The 21,705-nt window shown below is 32.0% G+C and carries 20 protein-coding genes; all 20 read left to right on the top strand.

Going from position 1 to position 21,705, the window contains the following annotated elements:
* Position 1: 1 nt before the first annotated feature.
* Positions 2-421 (top strand): PTS sugar transporter subunit IIA, encoded by a 420-nt coding sequence (locus B5X81_RS19965; RefSeq protein ID WP_079494269.1) that lies wholly within the window; start codon positions 2-4, stop codon positions 419-421.
* Between the two features lie 12 nt (positions 422-433).
* Positions 434-898: a PTS sugar transporter subunit IIB gene (locus tag B5X81_RS19960; protein WP_079494268.1), complete on the top strand. Its 465-nt coding sequence runs from the start codon at positions 434-436 to the stop codon at positions 896-898.
* Between the two features lie 24 nt (positions 899-922).
* On the top strand, positions 923-1,681 hold the full coding sequence (locus tag B5X81_RS19955) for a PTS mannose/fructose/sorbose/N-acetylgalactosamine transporter subunit IIC (RefSeq protein ID WP_079494266.1): 759 nt from the start codon (positions 923-925) through the stop codon (positions 1,679-1,681).
* A complete protein-coding gene (locus B5X81_RS19950; protein WP_244282169.1) occupies positions 1,671-2,471 on the top strand; it encodes a PTS system mannose/fructose/sorbose family transporter subunit IID in 801 nt (266 codons plus the stop codon). The genes B5X81_RS19955 and B5X81_RS19950 overlap by 11 nt, the downstream gene beginning before the upstream one ends.
* Before the next feature lie 14 nt (positions 2,472-2,485).
* Complete coding sequence (locus tag B5X81_RS19945; protein ID WP_079494263.1) at positions 2,486-3,127, top strand: RpiB/LacA/LacB family sugar-phosphate isomerase; 642 nt, start codon at positions 2,486-2,488, stop codon at positions 3,125-3,127.
* 741 nt (positions 3,128-3,868) lie between these two features.
* Positions 3,869-4,750, top strand: coding sequence for a 4-hydroxy-tetrahydrodipicolinate synthase (gene dapA / locus B5X81_RS19940; protein ID WP_170917512.1), 882 nt, complete (start codon positions 3,869-3,871; stop codon positions 4,748-4,750).
* Positions 4,751-4,799: 49 nt separating this feature from the next.
* Positions 4,800-6,377 carry an L-serine ammonia-lyase, iron-sulfur-dependent, subunit alpha gene (locus B5X81_RS27180; protein ID WP_139380402.1) on the top strand — a complete coding sequence of 526 codons (1,578 nt, stop codon included), beginning with the start codon at positions 4,800-4,802 and terminating at the stop codon, positions 6,375-6,377.
* 3 nt (positions 6,378-6,380) lie between these two features.
* Positions 6,381-7,565 (top strand): CD0519/CD1768 family membrane protein, encoded by a 1,185-nt coding sequence (locus B5X81_RS27175; RefSeq protein WP_139380401.1) that lies wholly within the window; start codon positions 6,381-6,383, stop codon positions 7,563-7,565.
* An 84-nt stretch (positions 7,566-7,649) separates the two neighbouring features.
* The gene (locus B5X81_RS19930; RefSeq protein ID WP_079494260.1) at positions 7,650-8,348 is read left to right on the top strand and encodes a FadR/GntR family transcriptional regulator; all 699 of its coding nucleotides are present in this window, start codon (positions 7,650-7,652) and stop codon (positions 8,346-8,348) included.
* 15 nt (positions 8,349-8,363) lie between these two features.
* Entirely contained in the window at positions 8,364-9,863 is a 1,500-nt protein-coding gene (locus B5X81_RS19925) for an aldehyde dehydrogenase family protein (protein WP_079494259.1), read from the top strand.
* Positions 9,864-10,136: 273 nt separating this feature from the next.
* The gene (locus tag B5X81_RS27620; protein ID WP_170917511.1) at positions 10,137-10,274 is read left to right on the top strand and encodes a hypothetical protein; all 138 of its coding nucleotides are present in this window, start codon (positions 10,137-10,139) and stop codon (positions 10,272-10,274) included.
* A 580-nt stretch (positions 10,275-10,854) separates the two neighbouring features.
* On the top strand, positions 10,855-11,601 hold the full coding sequence (locus B5X81_RS19920; RefSeq protein ID WP_079494257.1) for a helix-turn-helix transcriptional regulator: 747 nt from the start codon (positions 10,855-10,857) through the stop codon (positions 11,599-11,601).
* 139 nt (positions 11,602-11,740) lie between these two features.
* Positions 11,741-13,501 carry an ABC transporter ATP-binding protein gene (locus B5X81_RS19915; protein ID WP_079494256.1) on the top strand — a complete coding sequence of 587 codons (1,761 nt, stop codon included), beginning with the start codon at positions 11,741-11,743 and terminating at the stop codon, positions 13,499-13,501.
* A complete protein-coding gene (locus B5X81_RS19910; protein WP_079494254.1) occupies positions 13,494-15,239 on the top strand; it encodes an ABC transporter ATP-binding protein in 1,746 nt (581 codons plus the stop codon). The genes B5X81_RS19915 and B5X81_RS19910 overlap by 8 nt, the downstream gene beginning before the upstream one ends.
* Before the next feature lie 543 nt (positions 15,240-15,782).
* Entirely contained in the window at positions 15,783-16,724 is a 942-nt protein-coding gene (locus B5X81_RS19905) for an ABC transporter permease (RefSeq protein WP_079494253.1), read from the top strand.
* Positions 16,724-17,572: an ABC transporter permease gene (locus B5X81_RS19900; protein ID WP_079494251.1), complete on the top strand. Its 849-nt coding sequence runs from the start codon at positions 16,724-16,726 to the stop codon at positions 17,570-17,572. The genes B5X81_RS19905 and B5X81_RS19900 overlap by 1 nt, the downstream gene beginning before the upstream one ends.
* A 12-nt stretch (positions 17,573-17,584) precedes the next feature.
* On the top strand, positions 17,585-18,565 hold the full coding sequence (locus tag B5X81_RS19895) for an ABC transporter ATP-binding protein (RefSeq protein WP_079494250.1): 981 nt from the start codon (positions 17,585-17,587) through the stop codon (positions 18,563-18,565).
* Positions 18,558-19,541, top strand: coding sequence for an ABC transporter ATP-binding protein (locus B5X81_RS19890; RefSeq protein WP_079494248.1), 984 nt, complete (start codon positions 18,558-18,560; stop codon positions 19,539-19,541). The genes B5X81_RS19895 and B5X81_RS19890 overlap by 8 nt, the downstream gene beginning before the upstream one ends.
* Positions 19,542-19,682: 141 nt before the next feature.
* Positions 19,683-21,293 carry an ABC transporter substrate-binding protein gene (locus tag B5X81_RS19885; protein WP_079494247.1) on the top strand — a complete coding sequence of 537 codons (1,611 nt, stop codon included), beginning with the start codon at positions 19,683-19,685 and terminating at the stop codon, positions 21,291-21,293.
* Positions 21,294-21,508: 215 nt separating this feature from the next.
* A partial coding sequence (locus B5X81_RS27615; protein WP_170917510.1) for a hypothetical protein occupies positions 21,509-21,705 on the top strand: 197 nt, incomplete at its 3' end.

Raw genomic sequence — 21,705 nt, 5'->3', positions numbered from 1 at the left:
AATGAAAACTAAAATTCTAATTGCAACACATGGGAAATTTGCAGATGGGATAAAGGACTCGTTGCAAATGATTGCAGGAATTTATGATAATATTGAGGTGCTTTGTGCTTATAGCCAACAAAATGTTGACTATAGAGATTTAATCGAAAGGAAAGTAAGAGAACATGATTATAGCACTTTAAATTTATTAGTAATTACTGATTTAGTTGGTGGGAGTGTAAATAATGAATTTATGAAATATATAAATGATTATCCATTTTACTTGGTAGGTGGTTTAAATCTTGGATTACTATTAGAATTAGTAATGCACAAAGATGATTTAAATGAAGAATCCATTCGCTCTTGCTGCAGGAATAGCGAAAAATTTATTGTGTTTTGCAATGACTGCTTAGAGAATACAGATGTAGAAAGTGATTTTTAGGAGGTGAAGAAAATGGTTAAATTACTTAGGGTAGACCATCGTTTGTTACATGGTCAGGTAGCGTTTTCATGGACAGGTTATCTAGGTGCAGATTGCATTTTAATTGCCAATGACGAAGCAGTAATTAATGATTTAAAAAGGACTACTTTGAGATTAGCAAAACCTGCTAGCTGTAAATTAGTTATCAAAAGTATAGAAGATTCTATTAATGCCCTTAATAATGGCAAAACTGATAAGTATAATTTATTTATCGTAGTAGATAAAGTTGTAGATGCTTATCGATTAGCAAAATCCGTGGATCGTATTAAAACTGTGAATATTGGTGGTTTAAAAGCTACTGATAAAACTCATCCACATCCAGCAAACAATAATATTAACTTCTCAGATGAGGATGAACAAGAATTAACTGAATTAAAAAATATGGGTAAAAGTATTGAATTACGTATGGTACCTAACGATCCTGTTAAATATTTTTAAACATTATAGAAGGAGGAGAACAATATGATACAAGCTATTTTGGTAGGATTGATTGCATTTTTTGCTTACATGGGTGATGCACTTGGATATTCACAATATGACAGACCGTTATGTACTGGTTTATTAGTTGGTATAGCATTAGGGGATGTACAGCAAGGATTATTAGTAGGAGCATCTTTAGAACTAGTTTACATGGGTACTTTAACAATTGGAGGAGCTTTTCCACCAGATATTTATACTGGTGGTATATTAGGTACTGCATTTGCAATTACTACTGGTTCAGGAATTGAAGGAGCTGTAGCTTTATCACTTCCAATTGCTACTCTTGCATTATTAGTTAAACAATTTATCTATACATTTGTTCGTGGTTACTTTGTACATAAAGCTGACCAATATGCTGAAGATGGAAATGATAAGGGTGTAGCAAGAATGCATGTATTATCCACATTTGCTTATTCAATTCCAATGGCTATATTAGTTGGTGTGTGTTTCTATGCAGGTGGACCAACAATAAAGTCTTTATTAGGAATAATTCCTGGATTTATTATGAATGGATTATCTGCAGCAGCATCTATGTTACCAGCTTTAGGTTTTGCTATGTTAGTTAAGCTGATTATTTCTAAAGAGCTAGCTCCATACTTCTTCTTAGGATTCCTAGCAGCTAGTTATTTAAAAATTCCAGTATTAGGTATTGCTTGCATAGGTATCTTTATCGCTTTATTAATTGTAAATAACAAACAAGTTGCAGTAGCAGGGAAAGGGGATAATGATGATGACTTCTAATAAAAAAATTACAAAAAAGGAATTGAAAAAGGTATTTTTTAGATCCATCGCTTATAACTCTTCTTTTAATTATGAAAGACAATTAAACTTAGGTTGGGCATGGTCATTAATGCCAGTGCTAAGAAAGTTATATAGTGATAGCAAGAAAGAAATGTCTAAGGCTTTAAAAAGACATTTGGAATTTAATAATATTACTCCATTTATCTGCACTGTATTATTGAGTATTACTACAGCAATGGAAGAACAAAATGCAAATAGTAAAGATTTTGATACTGATTCAATCAACGCAGTAAAAGTAGGGTTAATGGGACCTTTATCAGCTATTGGTGATTCCTTTTTCTTTGGGACATTACGTGTAATTGCTGCTGGATTAGGTTGTTCATTAGCATTACAAGGTAATATATTTGGACCTATATTATATTTAATATTATTTAACATTCCTAACTTTGCAGCACGTTACTATTTAGTATTTGAAGGTTATAAATTAGGGACTTCTTTTCTAAATAAGGTAGAAGAGTCTGGTGTTATGGAAAAACTATTCAAAGGGGCGTCTATTTTAGGGTTAATGGTTATTGGTGCAATGGTTGCAACAACAATGAATGTACCTTTAGCAATAACATTTAATGAAACAAGTTTACTTGAAACAATCAATGGGATTATGCCTAATTTATTATCTCTATTAACTACTTTATTTATTTTCTATTTATTGAAGAAAGATGTTAAAATATCAAAAGTACTAGCTGGTATAATTTTATTTGGTATTTTAGGTGCATTGATTAGAATATTCTAGAAAGAAGGATTATTATGAAAATCGCATTAATTAATGAAGATTCTCAAGCAGATAAAAATAGATTAATATACTCTATATTAAAAGAAGAAGCAGAGAAAAAAGGACATACAGTACAAAATTATGGTATGTATAGTGAAAAGGATAAACATGAAATTAATTATATTCAATTAGGTGTAATTGCAAGTATTCTATTGGCTAGTGAAGCAGTAGACTTTGTGGTAACTGGGTGTGGAACTGGTCAGGGTGCAGCAATGTCATGTAATGCTTTTTCAAACATTACATGTGGATATGTAAATACACCGTTAGATGCTTATTTATTTACACAAGTAAATGCAGGTAATGCTATCAGTATGCCATTTGGTCAAGGTTTTGGATGGGGTGCTGAAATTAATATGAGGTATGTATTTGAGAAACTATTTGCTCAAGGATTTGGAGGAGGATATCCAAAAATCTATGCCGAAGGTGAAGCGCGTAGTAGAAAAGCAATGTATAAAAGTATTAAATTTGCATCCCAATATCCAGTGTTGGAAGCTTATAAGAATATGGATACGAAATATTTAAAAAATATTCTAGACTATAAAGAATTTAAAGAATTATTCTTTGCTAATGCAAAAGATAACGAAGTCACAGGTTATATCAAAGCACTATTTGATTAAAGAGAGTGTGTAATTAATTAAAATCCACGACAAATGTCGTGGATTTTAAGACAGATCATAGTAATATTTGAAGTATATCGTAAGTTTTCCCATTTATCCTTCTAAGATTTAATTATTAGTGGATACCTTTCTTCCCATTCAGTTTTAAATTTTTAAAATTTAAGTTCTGCTTCTTCTATTTGTAAGGGGTGGATATACTTTTTTTAGATCTTTCATAAGAGATTTTCTGTATTTATAAGGTACATATTTTATATTGTTTTTACTCTCCTATTTTTTAAATAATTACATACACCAAACCAGAAGGATGTATATTGTAAGCTGAGTTCTGGCTAGGAGTACTGAATAAATTTTAAAATAGAGGTTTAGAAGATATGCTAATATTTAGCTGTAGAGAACCAAAAGAATATGAATATCCAATCAAGTTATTAAATAAAGTGCCTACACAAAATTTTGTGAGGCATTTTTTATTGTAATTTTGCTAAAACACTAACCACAAATGATTATATGGTAATAAATTTAGCAAAAACATCTTGACAACGATTTCCTTACATGATATATTTAAATCAATCACAAATCATAAGTGGTTAGTGATGCTGAATTTTATTGACTAAAACATGATTGGACTATACGTGGAATTTCCGAAATAGTCTAAAATATGCGAAAAACAAAAGGTCTCTAGCTATTGTAGTTAATAGATTTGCAATTATCTATAATAAATTTAAAAAAGAAAGGAACATGATTATGAAATTTAAAGGTGTGTATTCGGTAGTAGTTACTCCATTTGATGAAAAAGGAAAATTTGATTTTGAAGCGATGAAAAAAAATGTTGATTATTTAATTGAGTCGGGCATACATGGTCTTTGTGTGCTTGGAGCTACAAGTGAGTATTTAAGTGTATCAACAAAAGAGTACAAAGAAATTTTGGAGGCTATAATTCCTTATATTGATGGAAGAGTACCCGTTGCTGTAGGTGCTTCAAGAGAAAGAAGTGAGGATGTTGTTGAACTGATAAATATAGCTGAGGCTGCTGGTGCGCAGATTGCCATGGTTTTACCTCCCTATTATTGTCATCCAAGCCAAGGTGAAATTTTTGAACATTTTAAATATATAACAGAAAATACAAATTTACCTTTAATAGTATATAATAATCCTGGTTCTGCTGGTGTTAATATTGAGAAGGAAACCTTTGAAAAACTATTCACCCTACCTAAAATAGCAGTAGTAAAAGATTCTACAGGAGATATTTCAGAATTAACAAAATTGCAAATAATAGCTAGAGAAGATGTATCTGTTTTTTGTGGTTCTGATTGCCTACCATATGAGTCATTTGCAATCGGAGCTGATGGCTGGATTAGTATGCTATCAAATGTTGCACCAAAAAATTGTGTTGCATTATATGATTTAATAAACAACAATAAAAGAGAAGAAGCCTTTGAATTATATAAAAAAATGCTGCCTGCATTATATCTGTTAGAAGAATATGGAAAGCCTACACAAATTCTAAAATATCTACTAGATGTAAAGGGTTTAAAAGGTGGTTATTCTAGAAGACCAAGAAGAGAATTATCAGAATCTGAAAAGAAATATATACTTAAGCAAGTTGATCTAGAAGTTTTAAAGTAGTTAGTTTTTTAAATGTAGATAAATATTAAAGACTTTAGGAGGTTAGATCATGAGTAAAATAATACCAAGTATTTTTAATGATGTAATTGGCCCGGTGATGAGGGGCCCTTCAAGTTCACATGTTGCTGCTGCTTCAAGAATTGGAAGATTGATTTATATGTCTTCACAAAATGGTATAAAAGAAGCTATAGTGGATTTTGACATAAATGGTTCTTTGGCAGAGTCTTATGATGGACATGGTTCAGATATAGGCTTGGTAAGTGGACTTATGGGAATTGATGTTACGGATGAAAAAGTTCCTAAAGCGTTAAAAATTGCAGAAGAAACAGGATTAAAAGTGGTTTTTAATATTCTGGATTATAATGCTGTACACCCTAACAATTATAGAATGAAAATAACTGCTAGTAATGGAGAAGTTCATAATTGGGAAGCAATTAGTACTGGTGGCGGAATGATTGAAATGCAAAAATTAGATGGTGTTGATATTAATATTTGCGGTGATTACTATGAAGCTTTAATTATGTGTACAGAAGAACAATCAGATAAAATCAGGGATTTGGTTTTTACTGTATTTAATGAAAATGAGTTTATATTAGAAAATAGTAATAATGGAAAATATATATTTGAAATTAAGTATGCTAAACCTTTTGGAGAAGAACTTAAAAAAGCATTAGATAAAGTCGATAAGGAATACGTTATTTATCTAGATCCGATTTTACCTACAAGATCATCTGCTAAATGTGAAGTGCCCTTTGAGACTGCAAAGCAATTGTTTGAATTTGCAAAAACTAGCGATAGAGAAATGTGGGAAATGGCAACTTTATATGAAAGTAAAAGAGGTAATATTTCAGAAGAAGAAGTTTTTAATGAGATGTCTAATTTGGTTGATATTATGGAGAATTGTGTAAGAAAAGGTGTTAAGCACAATGAATATAAGGATAGAATCTTAGGTCAACAGTCTGATATGGTAGATAAGGCTAAAAGGAAAAATCTTCTACTTCCAAATGAGTTGGTTAATAATATTGTTAGAAATGTTACAGCTATAATGGAAATGAAAAGTTCTATGGGAGTAATTATTGCAGCTCCCACAGCTGGAGCTTGTGCAGGTTTACCAGGAACAATGATTGCATTAAAAGATACTTATGATTTTCCCCATGAGGAAATTGTCAAAGGAATGCTGGCTGCCGCTTTAATAGGTATATTTATAGTTAATAAATCTACTTTTGCGGCAGAAGTTGCTGGTTGTCAAGCTGAATGTGGCTCTGCGTCAGGTATGGCAGCAGCAGGTATAGTTCAAGTATTTGGAGGTGGGAATGTAGAGAAATGTCTTGATGCAGCTTCTATGGCTCTGCAGGCTATAACGGGTCTTGTTTGTGACCCCGTTGCAAATAGAGTTGAAGTACCTTGTTTAGGTAAAAATATTATGGCGGGTTCAAATGCTGTTTCAAGTGCAACTATGGCATTAGCAGGGTTTGATAAAGTAATTCCGTTAGATGAAACAATTGAATCAATTTATGATATTGGAACAAAGTTACCGTTGGAGTTTAGATGTACCTACGGTGGTCTTGGAAAAACTCCTACTTCTAATAGAATTAGAAATCAATTAGAAAATATTGAGGAGGAATAAATTATGAAACAAGTTAATAAAAGAAATCCACTCATAGTTAAGGCGGTTAATAGAGAGACTTATATATCTATAATTGTAACAATTTTATTTTTCACACTATTTGGATCGATAATGGGTGTAAAAAATATGTTTGGAACAATGTTTAATACAGCCCATGATTTAATAATAAATACGGTACTCTATATTATGGGAGTTGCAGTTCTTACGGGAGCTTTTTCAGCAATACTTTCTGAGTTTGGTATTATAGCTTTGATTAATAAAGTTTTATCACCACTTATGAAACCTATTTATGGTTTGCCAGGAGCTTCTTCTTTAGGCATAATTACTACTTATTTATCTGATAGTCCGGCTATTATAGCTTTAGGAAATGATAAAGGATTTATAAAGTATTTTACATTTAGACAAAGGGCCTTACTTACTAATTTAGCCACTACATTTGGTATGGGATTAATTGTTGCTACATTTATGTTAGGATTATCTAGAGATACAGAAATGACTATGGCTGTTTTTTGTGGTAATATTGCTGCTGTATTTGCAAGCGTTATCAGTGTTAGATTAATGAATATTTTTGCAAAAAAATATTATGGAAAAGAAGGGGATAAGTTAATAAAAGTTGAATCAGATGATACTGAGTTTGATCTACTTAAAGAAAGAAAAATTAGACCAGGCGGAATGGTTAATAGAGTTATGTGTACATTACTCGATGGTGGAAAAACTGGTGTTCAACTTGGGTTAGATATTATTCCTGGAAATATCATTATATGTACATTCGTTATGATGCTTGTTAAAGGTGTTGGACCTGATGGTATGTACACTGGAGCTGCTATGGAGGGGATTGGGTTGTTGCCGCTTTTAGCAAGTAAAATATGGTTTATATTAGATCCTCTATTTGGATTTTTGACACCAGAAGCAATTGCATTTCCTGCCACTGCTGTAGGTTCAGTAGGAGCATCTTTAGGTATGGTTCCAGACTTTTTGAAAAATGGTTTAATAGGAGCAAATGATATAGCAGTATTTACTGCAATGGGTATGTCATATAGTGGGTATTTATCTGTTCATGTTGCTATGATGGATGCTCTTGATAGTAGAGAACTTGCAACAAAAGCTATTCTTTCACATACAATAGCTGGTTTATGTGCAGGGATTATGGCACATTGGCTATTTGTATTAGCAGCTACCTTTATATAAGCTTGAAAAATCAGAAAGACATGGTAAAATAGTATTAGCTAATCAGAAATGATTAAGCAATAATATTATTTATAGAGGTGGAAGATGAATACTAATATGTCTGATGAAATAAGAATTATGTCTGTAATGTCTGAGGTTAAGATTCCTGTAGGCGCTATATATATCAGTCAAGAAATAAATATACCCCAAGCATCTGTAGGTAGGATATTAAAAGACTTAGAAGATAGAGGACTAATAAAAAAAATCAGTAATAAAGGAAGAGTTTTAACGGAAAATGGTGAAAGTTATTTAAAAAAAACCTATGAACAAAAGTCAAAGATTGATGTAGCATTAGAATTAGCAAATCTATCCCATGATGATAATATAAAAGAAAAATTAATAGAAATTTTGGAAGTGAGAAAAATATTAGAGATTAAATCGGTAGAGCTTGCCTGTCAAAATAGAACAGATAGTGAATTAACTGAATTAGAGCTAATTTATATGGGAAATGTTAGCGAAATTAATGACAATAAACTTGGAAATGAACAAGACTTGAAATTGCATTTAAAAATAGCTGAAATGTCACATAATAAAACTTTATATTATTTAAGTAGATTGTTACTTACAGAGAACAATGCATATACATTCTTTTCCATAGTAACAGAAGATATAAAGCTTGCACAATTAAAACATCATAAAAAATTGGTTGAATCAATTAAGAATAGGGATGTAGAAGCTGCAAAGAAAACTATGGAGGAACATATCAATAGAATTATTGATGATGTTGAAAAAAATATGGAATAATCGGAGGTTTAAATAATGCTCTTAAAAACTAGTGAATATAAAGAACTTGCAAAGGAAATATCTAAAAATCTTGAAACAAGGGCTTTTATAAATGGAAATTATGTTGAAAGCTTGGGTGGCAAGAAATTCAAAACTATAAATCCAGCTACAGAAGAGGTTATAACTGAGGTAACAAGCTGCTGTGAAAAGGATGTTGAAATGGCTATAAATGCTGCTAAAGCCTCATTTGAGTCTAGGATTTGGGCTAAAGATCCTAATTTTAGAAAAGAAGTGTTATTAAAGTTTGCAAATTTATTTGAAGAAAAAGCTCAAGAGTTTGCAATACTGGAAACCCTCGATAGTGGTAAACCGATATTTGATACAATTCAAACGGACTTACCCGAAACGATAGAGTGTTTTAGATTTCATGCTGAAGCTATAGATAAAATACAAGATGAAATAACTCCGTCTGATGATAATACTTTAAATATTGTAGTGAGAGAGTCTATTGGTGTGGTTGCTGCAATATTACCATGGAATTTCCCATTACAAATGGCTGCTTGGAAATTAGCACCGATTTTAGCAGCAGGAAATAGTGTATTAGTAAAGCCATCAAAGCTTACTTCCCTTACTTTAATTAAACTAGCTGCATTATTTAAAGAAGCTGGAGTTCCAGATGGAGTTATAAATGTATTGCCAGGAAGTGGAAGCGTTGTTGGAAACTATCTTGCTATGCATAACGAAGTTAGCCTATTAACTTTTACAGGTTCAACTTCTGTTGGAAAATCACTTCTTGAATGTGCGGGAAGATCAAATGCTAAAAGAATTCTTTTAGAAATGGGCGGTAAGAGTCCTACAATTGTAATGCCGGATATAGATGATTTTGACTATGTAGCTGATCAAATTGCAGCGGCTACTCTTTGGAATATGGGTGAAAACTGTACACAAAATTCAAGAGTATTAATACATGAAGATATTAAAGAGAAATTGACTCAATGTATTTTAGATAAAGTAAAATCGTGGACAATAGGAGATCCATTAAATCCTAAAAATCGATTAGGCGCTTTAATTGAAGAAAAACATATGAATGAAGTTCTTAAATATGTTGAAATAGGTAAAAATGAAGGTGGTAAATTATTATATGGTGGAGAAAGGATTTTAACTGAAACCGGTGGGTATTTTGTAAGGCCAGCTGTTTTTGATGAAGTTACACCGGATATGGCAATTGCAAAAGAAGAAATATTTGGTCCAGTATTTGCTATTATGACATTTAAAGATATAGACGAAGTAATAAAAATAGCAAATGACACAGAATATGGATTACAAGCATCGGTTTATACCAATGATATGCATATAGCCCATAGGTTAACTAGAGATATAAAAGCTGGAGTTATATCGGTAAATAGCTTTACAGAAGGTGCTGCAAATACACCATTTGGTGGATATAAGCAATCAGGCTTCTTTGGCCGTGATAGATCTATATGGGCAAATAAACAATATACAGAAACAAAAGCTATTTGTATGACTTTTAAATAAGCATACTCAAATAACAAACGAGACTATTGTGAACTAATTTAATTATAAGCGTCAATTCCAGAACAAATTTAAATATGCCACAATAATAAAAACGCCATCCAAGCAGTGTTTTGCAAGGATGGCTATGTGTTTTAATCATTATTATTTTGTGGTTTTACTTTTAATTTATCTAGTAAAGTTTTAGACTATGATCTTACAGATTTTAAAAAACCACCCTTTGAAGTTGTATTTTCTGATAAATTACCAACAAATAAAAGAATTATTGAGTCTTATATGTTTGCTGGTAAATTAGAAGATAAAGATGTATATCTTATGGTTAGTCCTATTAATGGCTCAATACAAGTTGAAAAAATTGGAGATAGTTATATAGATAGTGCAATAAAATTAATAAAAGAAAAAGAAAACAAATGATAATCTTAATAAGATGCAAAAAATGATAAAAAAAGACAAAGGATAGATTAATCAATTGAAATTAGTCTGTTCAATTTAATTATATATTGATAATAATTATCAAATGATATAAAATGTATAATAGAAATATAAAAGTACAAGATTCTAGTAATTGAGGAAATTACATAATTTTCTTTTATGGAAACTGACTACTATATAGTTTTCAAATCTTTAGAGGACTAGCATATATATTATGTAATTTGCTTCATTAAAAAGGAGATAAAGTATATAGAGGAAGACTATTCAAATAGAATATATGTTTTAGTAATTTTATTGATTTATTTAAAAGGAGGAATTTGATATATATAAATCAGATATAATAAGGGAAATTGAAACATTTTCTAATATAAATAGTGATTTCTCCAAAGAATTTACAAGATTTTTTCATAATAAAGAAATAAGCTTTGAATTTCCTGAATATATTGGAAAGGGAAAATGCGTTAAAACAATACTAAACAAAGATTTAGAAATATATTTTAATAATATAAATACAAAAAAAGATATTGAAATAGGTGCTAAAACAGAAGGAGAAGTATTTATATTGGCAATATGTATTGGAGAAAATATGGAATGGATAGAGCATAATAGCAAAACAGAACTTCAAATGAAGACAGGAGAAGCAATATTATATCAAGTAGATAATATAACAGAAATTTGCAATTGGATGCCCGGCCATTATTATGAAGGTATATCGATTATTATAAAGCCTGAAAAATTTAAGGACTTTCTTTCATCTCTGTCCTTAAACAAGAATATTTTTCATAAGGAATATAGAAATTTTAAGATAAATAAATTCAAATTACCAGTAGAAAGTAAAATTGTCATAGAACAAATATTACATTGCCCCTATAACAATGTGAAAAATATCTACTTGGAAGGTAAGGCTATAGAACTTCTTTCAATTTGTTTAAATAATATTACACAAAAATATACTAAGAATGTGAGTGATATAAAGCTTTCTAAAACAGAAATACAAAGCCTCTATAAAGCAAAGGAAATATTGGATAACAGTGTATCTTCCCCCATAACCCTTACAGAGCTTTCTAAATTGATTTGCTTAAATGAGTTTAAATTAAAAACTGGATTCAAAAATATTTTTGGAAAGCCAGTATATACCTATTTATTAGATAGAAGAATGGAACTAGCCCGTTTATTTCTTGAAATCCACCATAAAAGTGTTAATGAGGTTGCAAATATGGTGGGATATTCAAGTAGCAGCAGCTTTTCTAAAGCATTTCGTAAAAAATATGGTTTTAGTCCAAGGGATTGCTTTTACCATGTAAGATAAAAAATACTAATTAGACAAAATAAAATCCTTTTTGGAAATGGTAAATAAAAATAAATTTTAATAAAATAGGATTATCGATAATGAAACTCATTATCGATAATCCTATTTTTATTAAAACATTAGAAGGAAGGGATATAAAATGAAGGGTTTTATAAAAGTTTTTGACTATGCAAAAGAATTTAAAGGCAAAATTTATTTAGCTTTTTTCCTTATTTTATTAAGTGGAATAATGGGAGTAGTTCCCTTTTTATTAACCTACAATATAATAATAAAATTTGTTGAAAGGGCTTTTGTAGAAACAAATTACTTGTTAATTATGTCAGGGGGTATTATTCTATCTTTGTTTTTAAAGGGATATTTTTATTATAAAGGATTAGATGCTTCCCATGAAGCAGCCTTTGATACCTTAATGGGTATGAGAATCAAATTTGTGGAAAAGATGAGAAAGATTCCATTAGGGGAGATAAATAATAAGGGAGCAGGAAGCTATAAAAAGAATTTAGTAGAGGATATAGAAGCTGTAGAGGCATTACTTGCCCATATGATACCTGAGGGAATACCCTTTGTTATAGTTCCAATTTTAATATACATTATAATATTTGCTGTAGATTGGAGACTAGGGCTGCTTTCATTAGGTTCAATTCCCTTTGGGGTGATTCCAATGATGATTATGATGAAAAATGGAACAAAGAAAATGCCTAAATATTATAGGTCGGCAGAAAATATGAATTCCACAATAATTGAATATATAAATGGAATGGAAGTAATAAAGATATTTGGAAGAACTACAGATTCTTATAAAAGATATAAAAATTCTGTAAAAGGGTATAGGGATTTTACATTAGATTGGTTTAAGGAATCCTGGACCTATATGGCCATGTATGGAGCAATACTTCCCTGCACTGTATTACTGCTGCTGCCCCTTGGATTAAATATGTATTTAAATGGAACATTAGAGCTTAGTAAATTTATATTTTCTTTAATTTTATCTATGAGTGCAGGTATTCCTTTGACTAGGATGTTAGAATTTGCACCAACTGTAGTTCAGCTTAGTTATAAAATTGATCAATTAGAAAAGACCTTTGAAGGTACACAACTAAAGGAAGGCTACAAAGATTTAAAGATAAAAAAATATGATATAGAATTTAAAAATGTAACCTTTGCATATGAAAAGGAAGAGGTTATAAAGGATGTAAGCTTTGAATTAAGGGAAAATACTTTAACTGCAATAGTTGGAGAATCTGGTAGTGGAAAATCAACATTGGCAAAGCTTTTAGTACATTTCTGGGATATCAATAAGGGAGAAATAAATATAGATGGACATAATATAAATGAATTCTCCGTTGAAGATTTAATGGAAAAGATAAGCTATGTTTCCCAAGATAATTTTTTGTTTAATACAAGTATTATGGAAAATATAAGAATAGGAAATCCAAGGGCAACAGATGAAGAAGTAAAAAGTGCAGCAAAAATTGCCCAGTGCCATGATTTTATAATGGAAATGGAAAAGGGATATAAGACAAGGGTTGGAGACTCTGGAGATAAATTATCGGGAGGCCAAAAGCAGAGGATGACAATAGCTCGGGCAATTTTAAAAGATGCCCCTATTATAATAATGGATGAAGCAACAGCATTTACAGACCCGGAAAATGAGGATAAGATTCAAGGAGCCTTGAGTAAACTTATAGCAGGAAAAACAGTTGTGGTAATAGCCCACAGACTTTCTACCATAGTAGATGCAGATAATATTATAGTAATGGATAAAGGTAAGCTAATAGCTCAAGGAACCCATAAGGAGCTTTTAGAAAAAAGTCATAAATATAGGGCTTTATGGGATTCTCATTTAGAAACTATGAATTGGAGTATAAATGCAGATGTAGAGGAGGTAAAATATGCTTAGTATAGTTAAAAGATTAATAAATTTTTCAGGAAAATACAGCCTTCGTCTAAAATGGGCCATAATTTTTAGCATTTTAGAATCCTTTACTATAAATGGACCAATTATATTTATATTATATGGGCTAATAAAAATAAATGATAATACTCTAGTCAAAGAAGATGTTGTAATTGCAGCTTCTGGGGTGGTCATTAGTGTTATTCTAAGAGCATTATTTAGAAGGCTAGTAGATGGTTTACAGAGCGGAACTGGATATAAAATATTTGCAGATGAAAGGATGAAGATAGGGGATTATTTAAAAAAACTGCCCACGGGTTATTTTACAGAAGGAAATGTAGGATATATCAGTGCAGTATTATCTTCTGATTTGAATTTTATAGAAGAACATGGAATGAGCACTTTATCTAAAATAGTTTCTGGTTCAATAGGGGTAATTATAAGTTCAATTATTATTATTATCCTTGACTATAGAATTGGAATAGTCGTAAGTTTAACAACCATAGCTTCCTTTGTAATTCTAGATAAATTATTTAAAAAATCAAGTGAAAACTCGATGAAAAAGCAAGAGGTGCAATCAAAGCTTGTAAGTGCTGTAATAGAATATGTAAAGGGGATTTCTGTTATAAAGGCCTTTAACTTAGAAGGACAAAAGTCAAAGGCTACATATAAAAGCTTTAAAGATACAAGGAATATATTAATAAAGCTTGAAAAATCACTGCTTAAGCCCTTTCTTTCATTGGATGTCTTTATAGCACTAGGAACAGGAGCTGTAATATTTTTGGCATCCTATTTTGTTACAAAGGGAACTATGGAGCTTCCTATTGCCTTTATGATGATGATATTTATTTATCAGATATTTCTCCCCTTTAGAGTTATAGGAAGTGCATTGCCCTTGGGAAGAATAATGATAGCAGGATTGGACCGTTATGGAAAGCTTATGGAAGAAAAAATATTAAAAGAAAATAACACAGAAGTAAATTTGAATAATTTTGATATAGAATTTCACAGGGTGTCTTTTGCCTATGAAAAAGAGAAGGTTTTAAAGGATATAAGCTTTAAGGCAAAGGAAAAAACCATGACAGCTTTAGTAGGGCCTTCGGGCTGTGGTAAAACTACTATTGCAAATTTAATAGCTAGATTTTGGGATATAGAAAAAGGAAGTATAAAAATTGGAGGAATAGATATAAGGGAAATGGGAATGGAAAATCTTTTAAAAAATATAAGCATGGTATTTCAAAGAGTATATCTCTTTAATGATACTATTTTAAATAATATTAAATTTTCAAAGCCAGAAGCTACTATGGAAGAAGTTATAAAGGCCTGCAAAAAAGCCAGATGTCATAATTTTATTATGGATCTTGAAAATGGATATGATACGATAGTTGGTGAAGCAGGGGCAACTTTATCAGGTGGCGAAAAGCAAAGAATATCAATAGCTAGGGCTATTTTAAAGGATGCACCTATTATACTTCTTGATGAGGCAACTGCCAGTGTTGATCCTGATAATGAAAAGCATATACAAAGGGCTATAGATGAGCTTATAAAAGAAAAAACTATTATTGTAATTGCCCATAAACTATCTACCATAAATGATGCCGACCAAATATTAGTCTTAAATGAAGGAAAAATTGTTCAAAGAGGAACCCACGGGGATCTAATAAGAAAAAGGGGCAAATATAATGATCTTTGGGAAAAACGAATGGAGGCAAGGAGCTGGAAGATTAACACAAGTGTAAGCTGATATATTGAACCTTTTAAGAATCAAATAGTTTAACTATTTGAGGAAATTACATAATACTTAGACTATATCTATGGGATTACAAATCTCATAGATATAGTCCATTAATATGTTATATGTTTAAAATTCCTTTTCAATACATATAGGATAATTCTTTTCAAATATAATAACCCATTTTTCATCCATTAACCTAATAGATGTTTTTTCAATAAAATATTGAATTCCATTAAAAACAAAACCCACTTTTGTCATAATATCTTTTTGAATTTTACAAATTTATATTACAGTTTAGCTCATTTAATAGGATTTAATAATAAGATCATGCACTGAAAAGAGTTTCTTCACAGTAATGCAATACTAAATCCTCATCATAATAATTTGCAATAAAATAATTGGTATAAATACTGCTTATTTAGAATAATTATGCTATATCTTGAAATTATGATTTTCTTGAATGTATTAATTCATATCAAAGGAGTGATGGCAGACTTAATTTGAAAATCTTTTGAGACTGATTTAATTACATAATAAGAAAGGAGATGGTTTATGCGAAACTATATAATGAAAAGATTGGGAGTTGGAATATTATTGCTGTTTAGCGTGTCATTTCTCGTTTTTAGTATGTTATATTTCATGCCTGGTGATCCGGTGACTCTCATGGCAGGACCGTTAGTTAAGGTGGAAAATTTAGAGGGCTTAAGGCATGAGTATGGTCTGGATAGACCTTTACTAGTACAATACATGGATTGGATGCGGCGCATAATTTTTTCGGGAGATTTTGGTATTTCTTATAAGTACAGAATAGATGTTTGGTCGTTACTCAAAAATTGCATACCAATCAGTCTTAAACTTACAGTTACAACTTTGATAATAAGTACAATTGTAGCTATCCCATTAGGTCTTATTTGTGCATATAAAAAAGATAGCTGGTTTGATCGCATAACTGTAAGTACCTCTTTGGTTTTTACAGCCATACCTTCCTTTTGGTTAGCAGTACTATTAATGTTGATTTTTGCTGTTAAGCTAAAGTGGTTTCCTCTCAGTGGCTTTGAATCCTGGAAAAATTATATATTGCCTATAGCCACAGGTGTAATAGGAGGACTGGCAAGCACCATACGTTTAACTAAATCAGAAGCTTTGGATGCTCTTCGGGAAAAATATGTTACAACGGCATATGCAAAGGGATTGGATAATAAAACAGTATTAACAAGGCATGTACTTCGCAACTCATTAATTGTAATTACTGTAAATTTATTTATGTCGCTGCCGTGGCTGATTTCAGGATATATTATAATAGAAAAAATTTTTGGAATACCAGGAATGGGGAATTTAATGATAAATGCCATTATTCAACAGGACTTTAATGTTGTACAGGCATGTATATTAATCATTACTGTTTTGACAATTATCTGTAACATCCTTAGTGATATAGTTCTGGGTATTTTAGATCCCCGAATCAGAATTTCAGTTACAGGGGGTGAAAAATAATGAATGATAGTCCATTTAAAGAGTTTTTGAGTTCTTGCTATAGAAATAGGAATTTTATGATTGGTTTTATAATCATATTGAGTGTAATTATATCTGCAATATTTGCCAGTCAAATTGCTTCCTTTAATTATGATGAAGTCCATCCACAAAATATTTTGGCTGGTCCAAGTGTCAAATACATATTTGGGACAGATAATATGGGAAGGGATTTATTTAGTCGTATAATTTATGGAAGCAAAATAACTCTGCAGGTCGCCATATTAGGTGCAGGTCTTCAGTTGATTTTTGGAGTGATTATAGGTTTGATTTGTGGCTATTTTGGAGGACTTGCCGATAGATTACTGACCTTTGTGGCGGATTTGACTTGGTGTATTCCCGGAATGATTATGGCCCTTGCTGTTGTTACAGTCATTGGTTCAGGCCTTACAAATGCTATAATTGCTATTGCTGTAGTGAATTGGGCCTCATATGCCAGAATGGTACGGGCCAAAACAATGTCAATAAAAAATCAAGCCTTTATAGAAACGGGAATATCCTTTGGTGAGAATCCTATATCTATAATGTTTAGGTATATTTTACCCAATATTGTTCCGGTATTAATTGTAACAGTTTCCATGCAGTTGCCAAGAACTATTATGTCAACTACTACCCTCAGTTTTCTTGGAGTGGGTTCACAGCCACCTTCACCAGACTGGGGCCTGATGGTTTCTGAAGGAATAAATTTTATATCCCGTGGACCATGGCTTTGCATATTCCCAGGACTAGCATTGGTTTATACAGTATTTGGATTTAATATTTTAGGCGAAGGCCTTCGTGACCTGCTTGATCCAAGAATGAAATCACAGTAAAAGGAGAGGTGTATGAGTGAAGAATTATTAAGGTTAAATAAACTATGTGTGAATTACAAGGTTAAGGATGGGTATTTATCCGCGGTAAAGAACGTTTCCTTTTCTATAAATAAAGGAGAGATATTTGCAATTGTAGGAGAATCTGGATGCGGAAAATCAACAATTGCACATTCTATTTTACGTCTTTTAACTGAACATAATGAAATAATAAAAGGAAATATATTCTTTAATGGTGAGGATATAAATAAATATATCGATAGACAGCTTGAAGGGATACGTGGAAGAGAAATAGGAATGATTTTTCAAAATCCCCTTGATTCTCTCAACCCTGTGTACACCACGGGATATCAGGTGGCTGAAGGAATCATCCTTGATAAAGTCTCAAAGAAAGAGGCTTGGAACAGGGTTATAAAAATATATAATGATGTTAAGATGCCCGACGCCAAGAAGAATGCATATAGTTTTCCTCATGAGTTGTCAGGAGGTATGAGACAGCGTGTGATGATTGCCATGATGCTAGCGAGAACGCCTCAATTACTAATTGCCGATGAACCCACTACAGCCCTTGATGTTACCATTGAAGCGCAAATTCTAAATATAATAAAAAACCTTAGAGATAAATACAATACGGCTATTATGCTTATTACTCATAATTTTGGTTTGGTTGCAGAGGTTGCTGACAAAGTTGCAGTTATGTATGCAGGAGAAGTTGTAGAGCAAGGAACAGTCTTTGACATATTTGATAATCCTAAACATCCCTATACTCAATTACTTATGAAGTCATTGCCAAGAAAAACTAAGTTAGAAGGCCGATTACAGACAATAGATGGTAGTGTTCCAAGATTGACAGAGAACCTTCCTGGATGCAGATTTGAAAATAGATGTCCATATGCTGTTGAACTTTGTAAAACAGAGGACCCTGAAGAAAAAATGGTTACAGAATCCCACTCCTTTAGCTGCCATTTAGAAAAGGTGGTGATGAATAATGGGTGAAGCTGTAATTGAACTAAATAATCTTAAAAAATATTTTACAATAAATAAAGGCATAAAAAGAAAAAAGAATTATGTAAAGGCAGTAGATGATGTTACCCTTACCATCAACAAAGGTGAAATTGTTGGTTTGGTTGGAGAATCTGGAAGCGGAAAAACTACTTTGGCAAGGGTGATTTTAAATCTTACAAAACCTACAGATAGCCATGTTGTGTTTAATGGAATAAATCTTTCAAAGGCCACTAGAAAAGAAATGAAAAAATTTCGTACCGATGTTGCAGTTGTCTTTCAGGACCCTGCTTCAAATTTGAATCCACGAAGCACGGTTATGAGCTCTATTATGAGGCCATTGATACTCCACGGTATGCCAAAGAAATTAGCTAAGGAAAAGGCAGTTAAATCCTTAGAGCTTGTTAAGATGGATTCAAGATATCTCAACAGCTATCCCCATCAATTATCGGGAGGGCAATTGCAGCGTATTGCCATTGCAAGAGCCCTGGTTCTTGAGCCGAAGGTAATGATATTAGATGAGCCTACTTCAGCTTTGGATATTTCAGTACAAGCACAAATATTAAATTTGCTTCTTGATTTACAAGAAAGTTTTAATTTGACGTATCTGGTAATTACCCATGATCTCAATGTAATAAGATATATAAGTGACAGAATTGCAGTAATGTATCTAGGTAAGCTTGTTGAATTTGGCCCTACTGATGAAGTAATAAAAGATCCTAAGCATCCATATACAGAAGGCTTGATGGCAGCATCTCCCATACTTGATCCCCATGATAGAGATAAAGAGAAATATTTAATGGAGGGAGCTCCGGTAAGTTTAATTAACTTGCCTACGGGCTGTAACTTCCATCCGAGATGTCCCTATGCCACAAAGGATTGTGCTAATGAAGCACCTCAAAATATTATATTTCCCAATGGACATCAAGTGGCCTGTTTTAGATATGAGTCCATACTAAAAAAAATTTAGAATGTATTATAAATATAACTTATTTGAGGAAATTGCATAATATATATGTTATGTTTTTGAAGATTTTAAAGCTATATATTAGATGGTTTTTACAGAAAGGAATTATGCAATTTGTTCATTTAAATGAGAGGAGTTAAATAGATGGAAAAGAGCAAAATACTTAAACTTACATTAATTTTTGCTTTAGTACTTTCACTTGCAAGCTTTGCCGGCTGCAGTAAAAGTGCAAATACTGACGGAGCGGTAGGAAGAAAAACTTTGATAATTCAGGATGATGCATGGGAGGGTGTGGATCTTTTCCAGGTATCATCATGGAATGACATGCAGTGTTTGTTGGCAGATCCTATTCTTGAAAAAGATCCGAAAACAGGAGATGTGCTTCCGGGAATTGCTTCAGAATCTAAGTGGAGTGAAGATGGTTTGACATGGACACTTACTTTTCCTGAAGGAATGAAATATTCCACAGGTGAGCAAGTTGAACCTGTGGATTTCATTGCAAGTGTTGAATATGGTTTAGAAGTCAGTCCTTATGCAGACGGATACAAGGCCATTAAGTCAATGGAAGTTGACGGACGTAATGTTGTTGTTCATTTGAGTGAATATCAGGCAGATATGCTGTATAATTTTCAGAATTGTTTCGTAGGATTGATTGATAAGGATGAAATTGAGAATATGTCTGCTGATGAAAAACTTTGGGGATGTCATCCCTACGGAGCATACTATCTTGATGAATATCAGCCAGGTGCATATGCAATATTGAAAGCTAATGAAGGCTATAAAACCCACAATCCCATGTTGAAAAATCAGGGGCCTTCTCCTGTAAAAACTATAAAGGTTGTATTCTCTGGTGAGAGTTTTACATTTGCACAGGGAGTTCAAAATGGTGACTATGATGTCCTTGCAATGGTTCCCTCTGAATACTATGATGAACTTAAGAATGCAGAAAATATTGATATGTTTGAGGCATATGGTGCAGAAGTCAATTACGCAGAACTTAATATGACTGATCCACTTTTCCAAGAGATTAATGTTCGTAAAGCCATTATCCATGCTATCAGCAGAGATAATTTGGCGGCCTATTTGAGTGAATTTGAAACACCTGCATATAGCTTGGTATTAAGAAAATGCTTGAATTATTCAGAAGAAGTAGTTGATTACTATAAAACCAATTATGGATATGACCCTGAATTGTCAAAACAGTTATTGGCTGATACCGGTTGGACAGATACAAATAATGATGGTTTTGTAGATAAGGATGGTAAAAACTTTGTATTCGAATTTGATTGCAGAGATTCAGAAACTCCAAAAAAAGTTGCCCAGTCTCTTCAAATAGATTTGAAGGCAGTTGGAATTGATATGCAAATAAAGACACAGAATTGGTCATATGTAAATCAAGATGTAGTTGATGGTAATTTCCAAATGGCTTACTTGGGATTAGGCTGGTCAGAGCCATTTCTATTAGTTGATAATTTCTGCAATAGGAATGTTAAGTGTACTAATCCAGATCCGGAAAACTACAATGCAATGGTGGCTAAGGCCAGAAAAACAGTTGATTATGATGAAAGAACGAAGCAAATTACTGCTATTCAGAGAAAACTTTTTGATTATTGCACAATCATTCCCCTTGTAGATAATAACGGATATCGTTGTTGGCGATCTGAAATCCAAGGAATCGTCCATACTCCTACTGGAGGCTTTTATCTTGGAGATGTAGTTACTGATGAAGATGGTAATTTTAGAAATGTTCAATAATATGAATGAAATTTACCTTTTATAGTAAAAGATTTGCCTTAAAATACTTTTTTATATTGTATTAGCGGCTTTTTACTAAAAGAGCAAAAAAAGGGATACATGTGAGCAAGAAAAGGATAGATATGAATCTGACAATTTGAGAGAATTGAAAAGCGGGCTTATAGAGTTTTAAAATAAACCTATTAGCAATGAAAATCATATCAAGGAGGCAAAAAATGAAGGTTTTTCACAAGAAAAGCAAATGGGTGATTCACCTAATGCTCGTATTAGCTATATTGGTTCAGATGATATCCCCTGCATTGTATTATTCCTATGCAGAGCCAAAAGAAGAAACTATAACTTTAGATGGTAAAATAGTCAGTGAGGATGAAGAAATCACAGAGGATGAAGAAATCACAGAGGATGAAGAAAT

Origin of the sequence: Maledivibacter halophilus (assembly GCF_900167445.1) — a bacterium.
Taxonomy (GTDB): domain Bacteria; phylum Bacillota; class Clostridia; order Peptostreptococcales; family Caminicellaceae; genus Maledivibacter; species Maledivibacter halophilus.
This window is presented reverse-complemented; position numbering and strand designations above follow the sequence as displayed.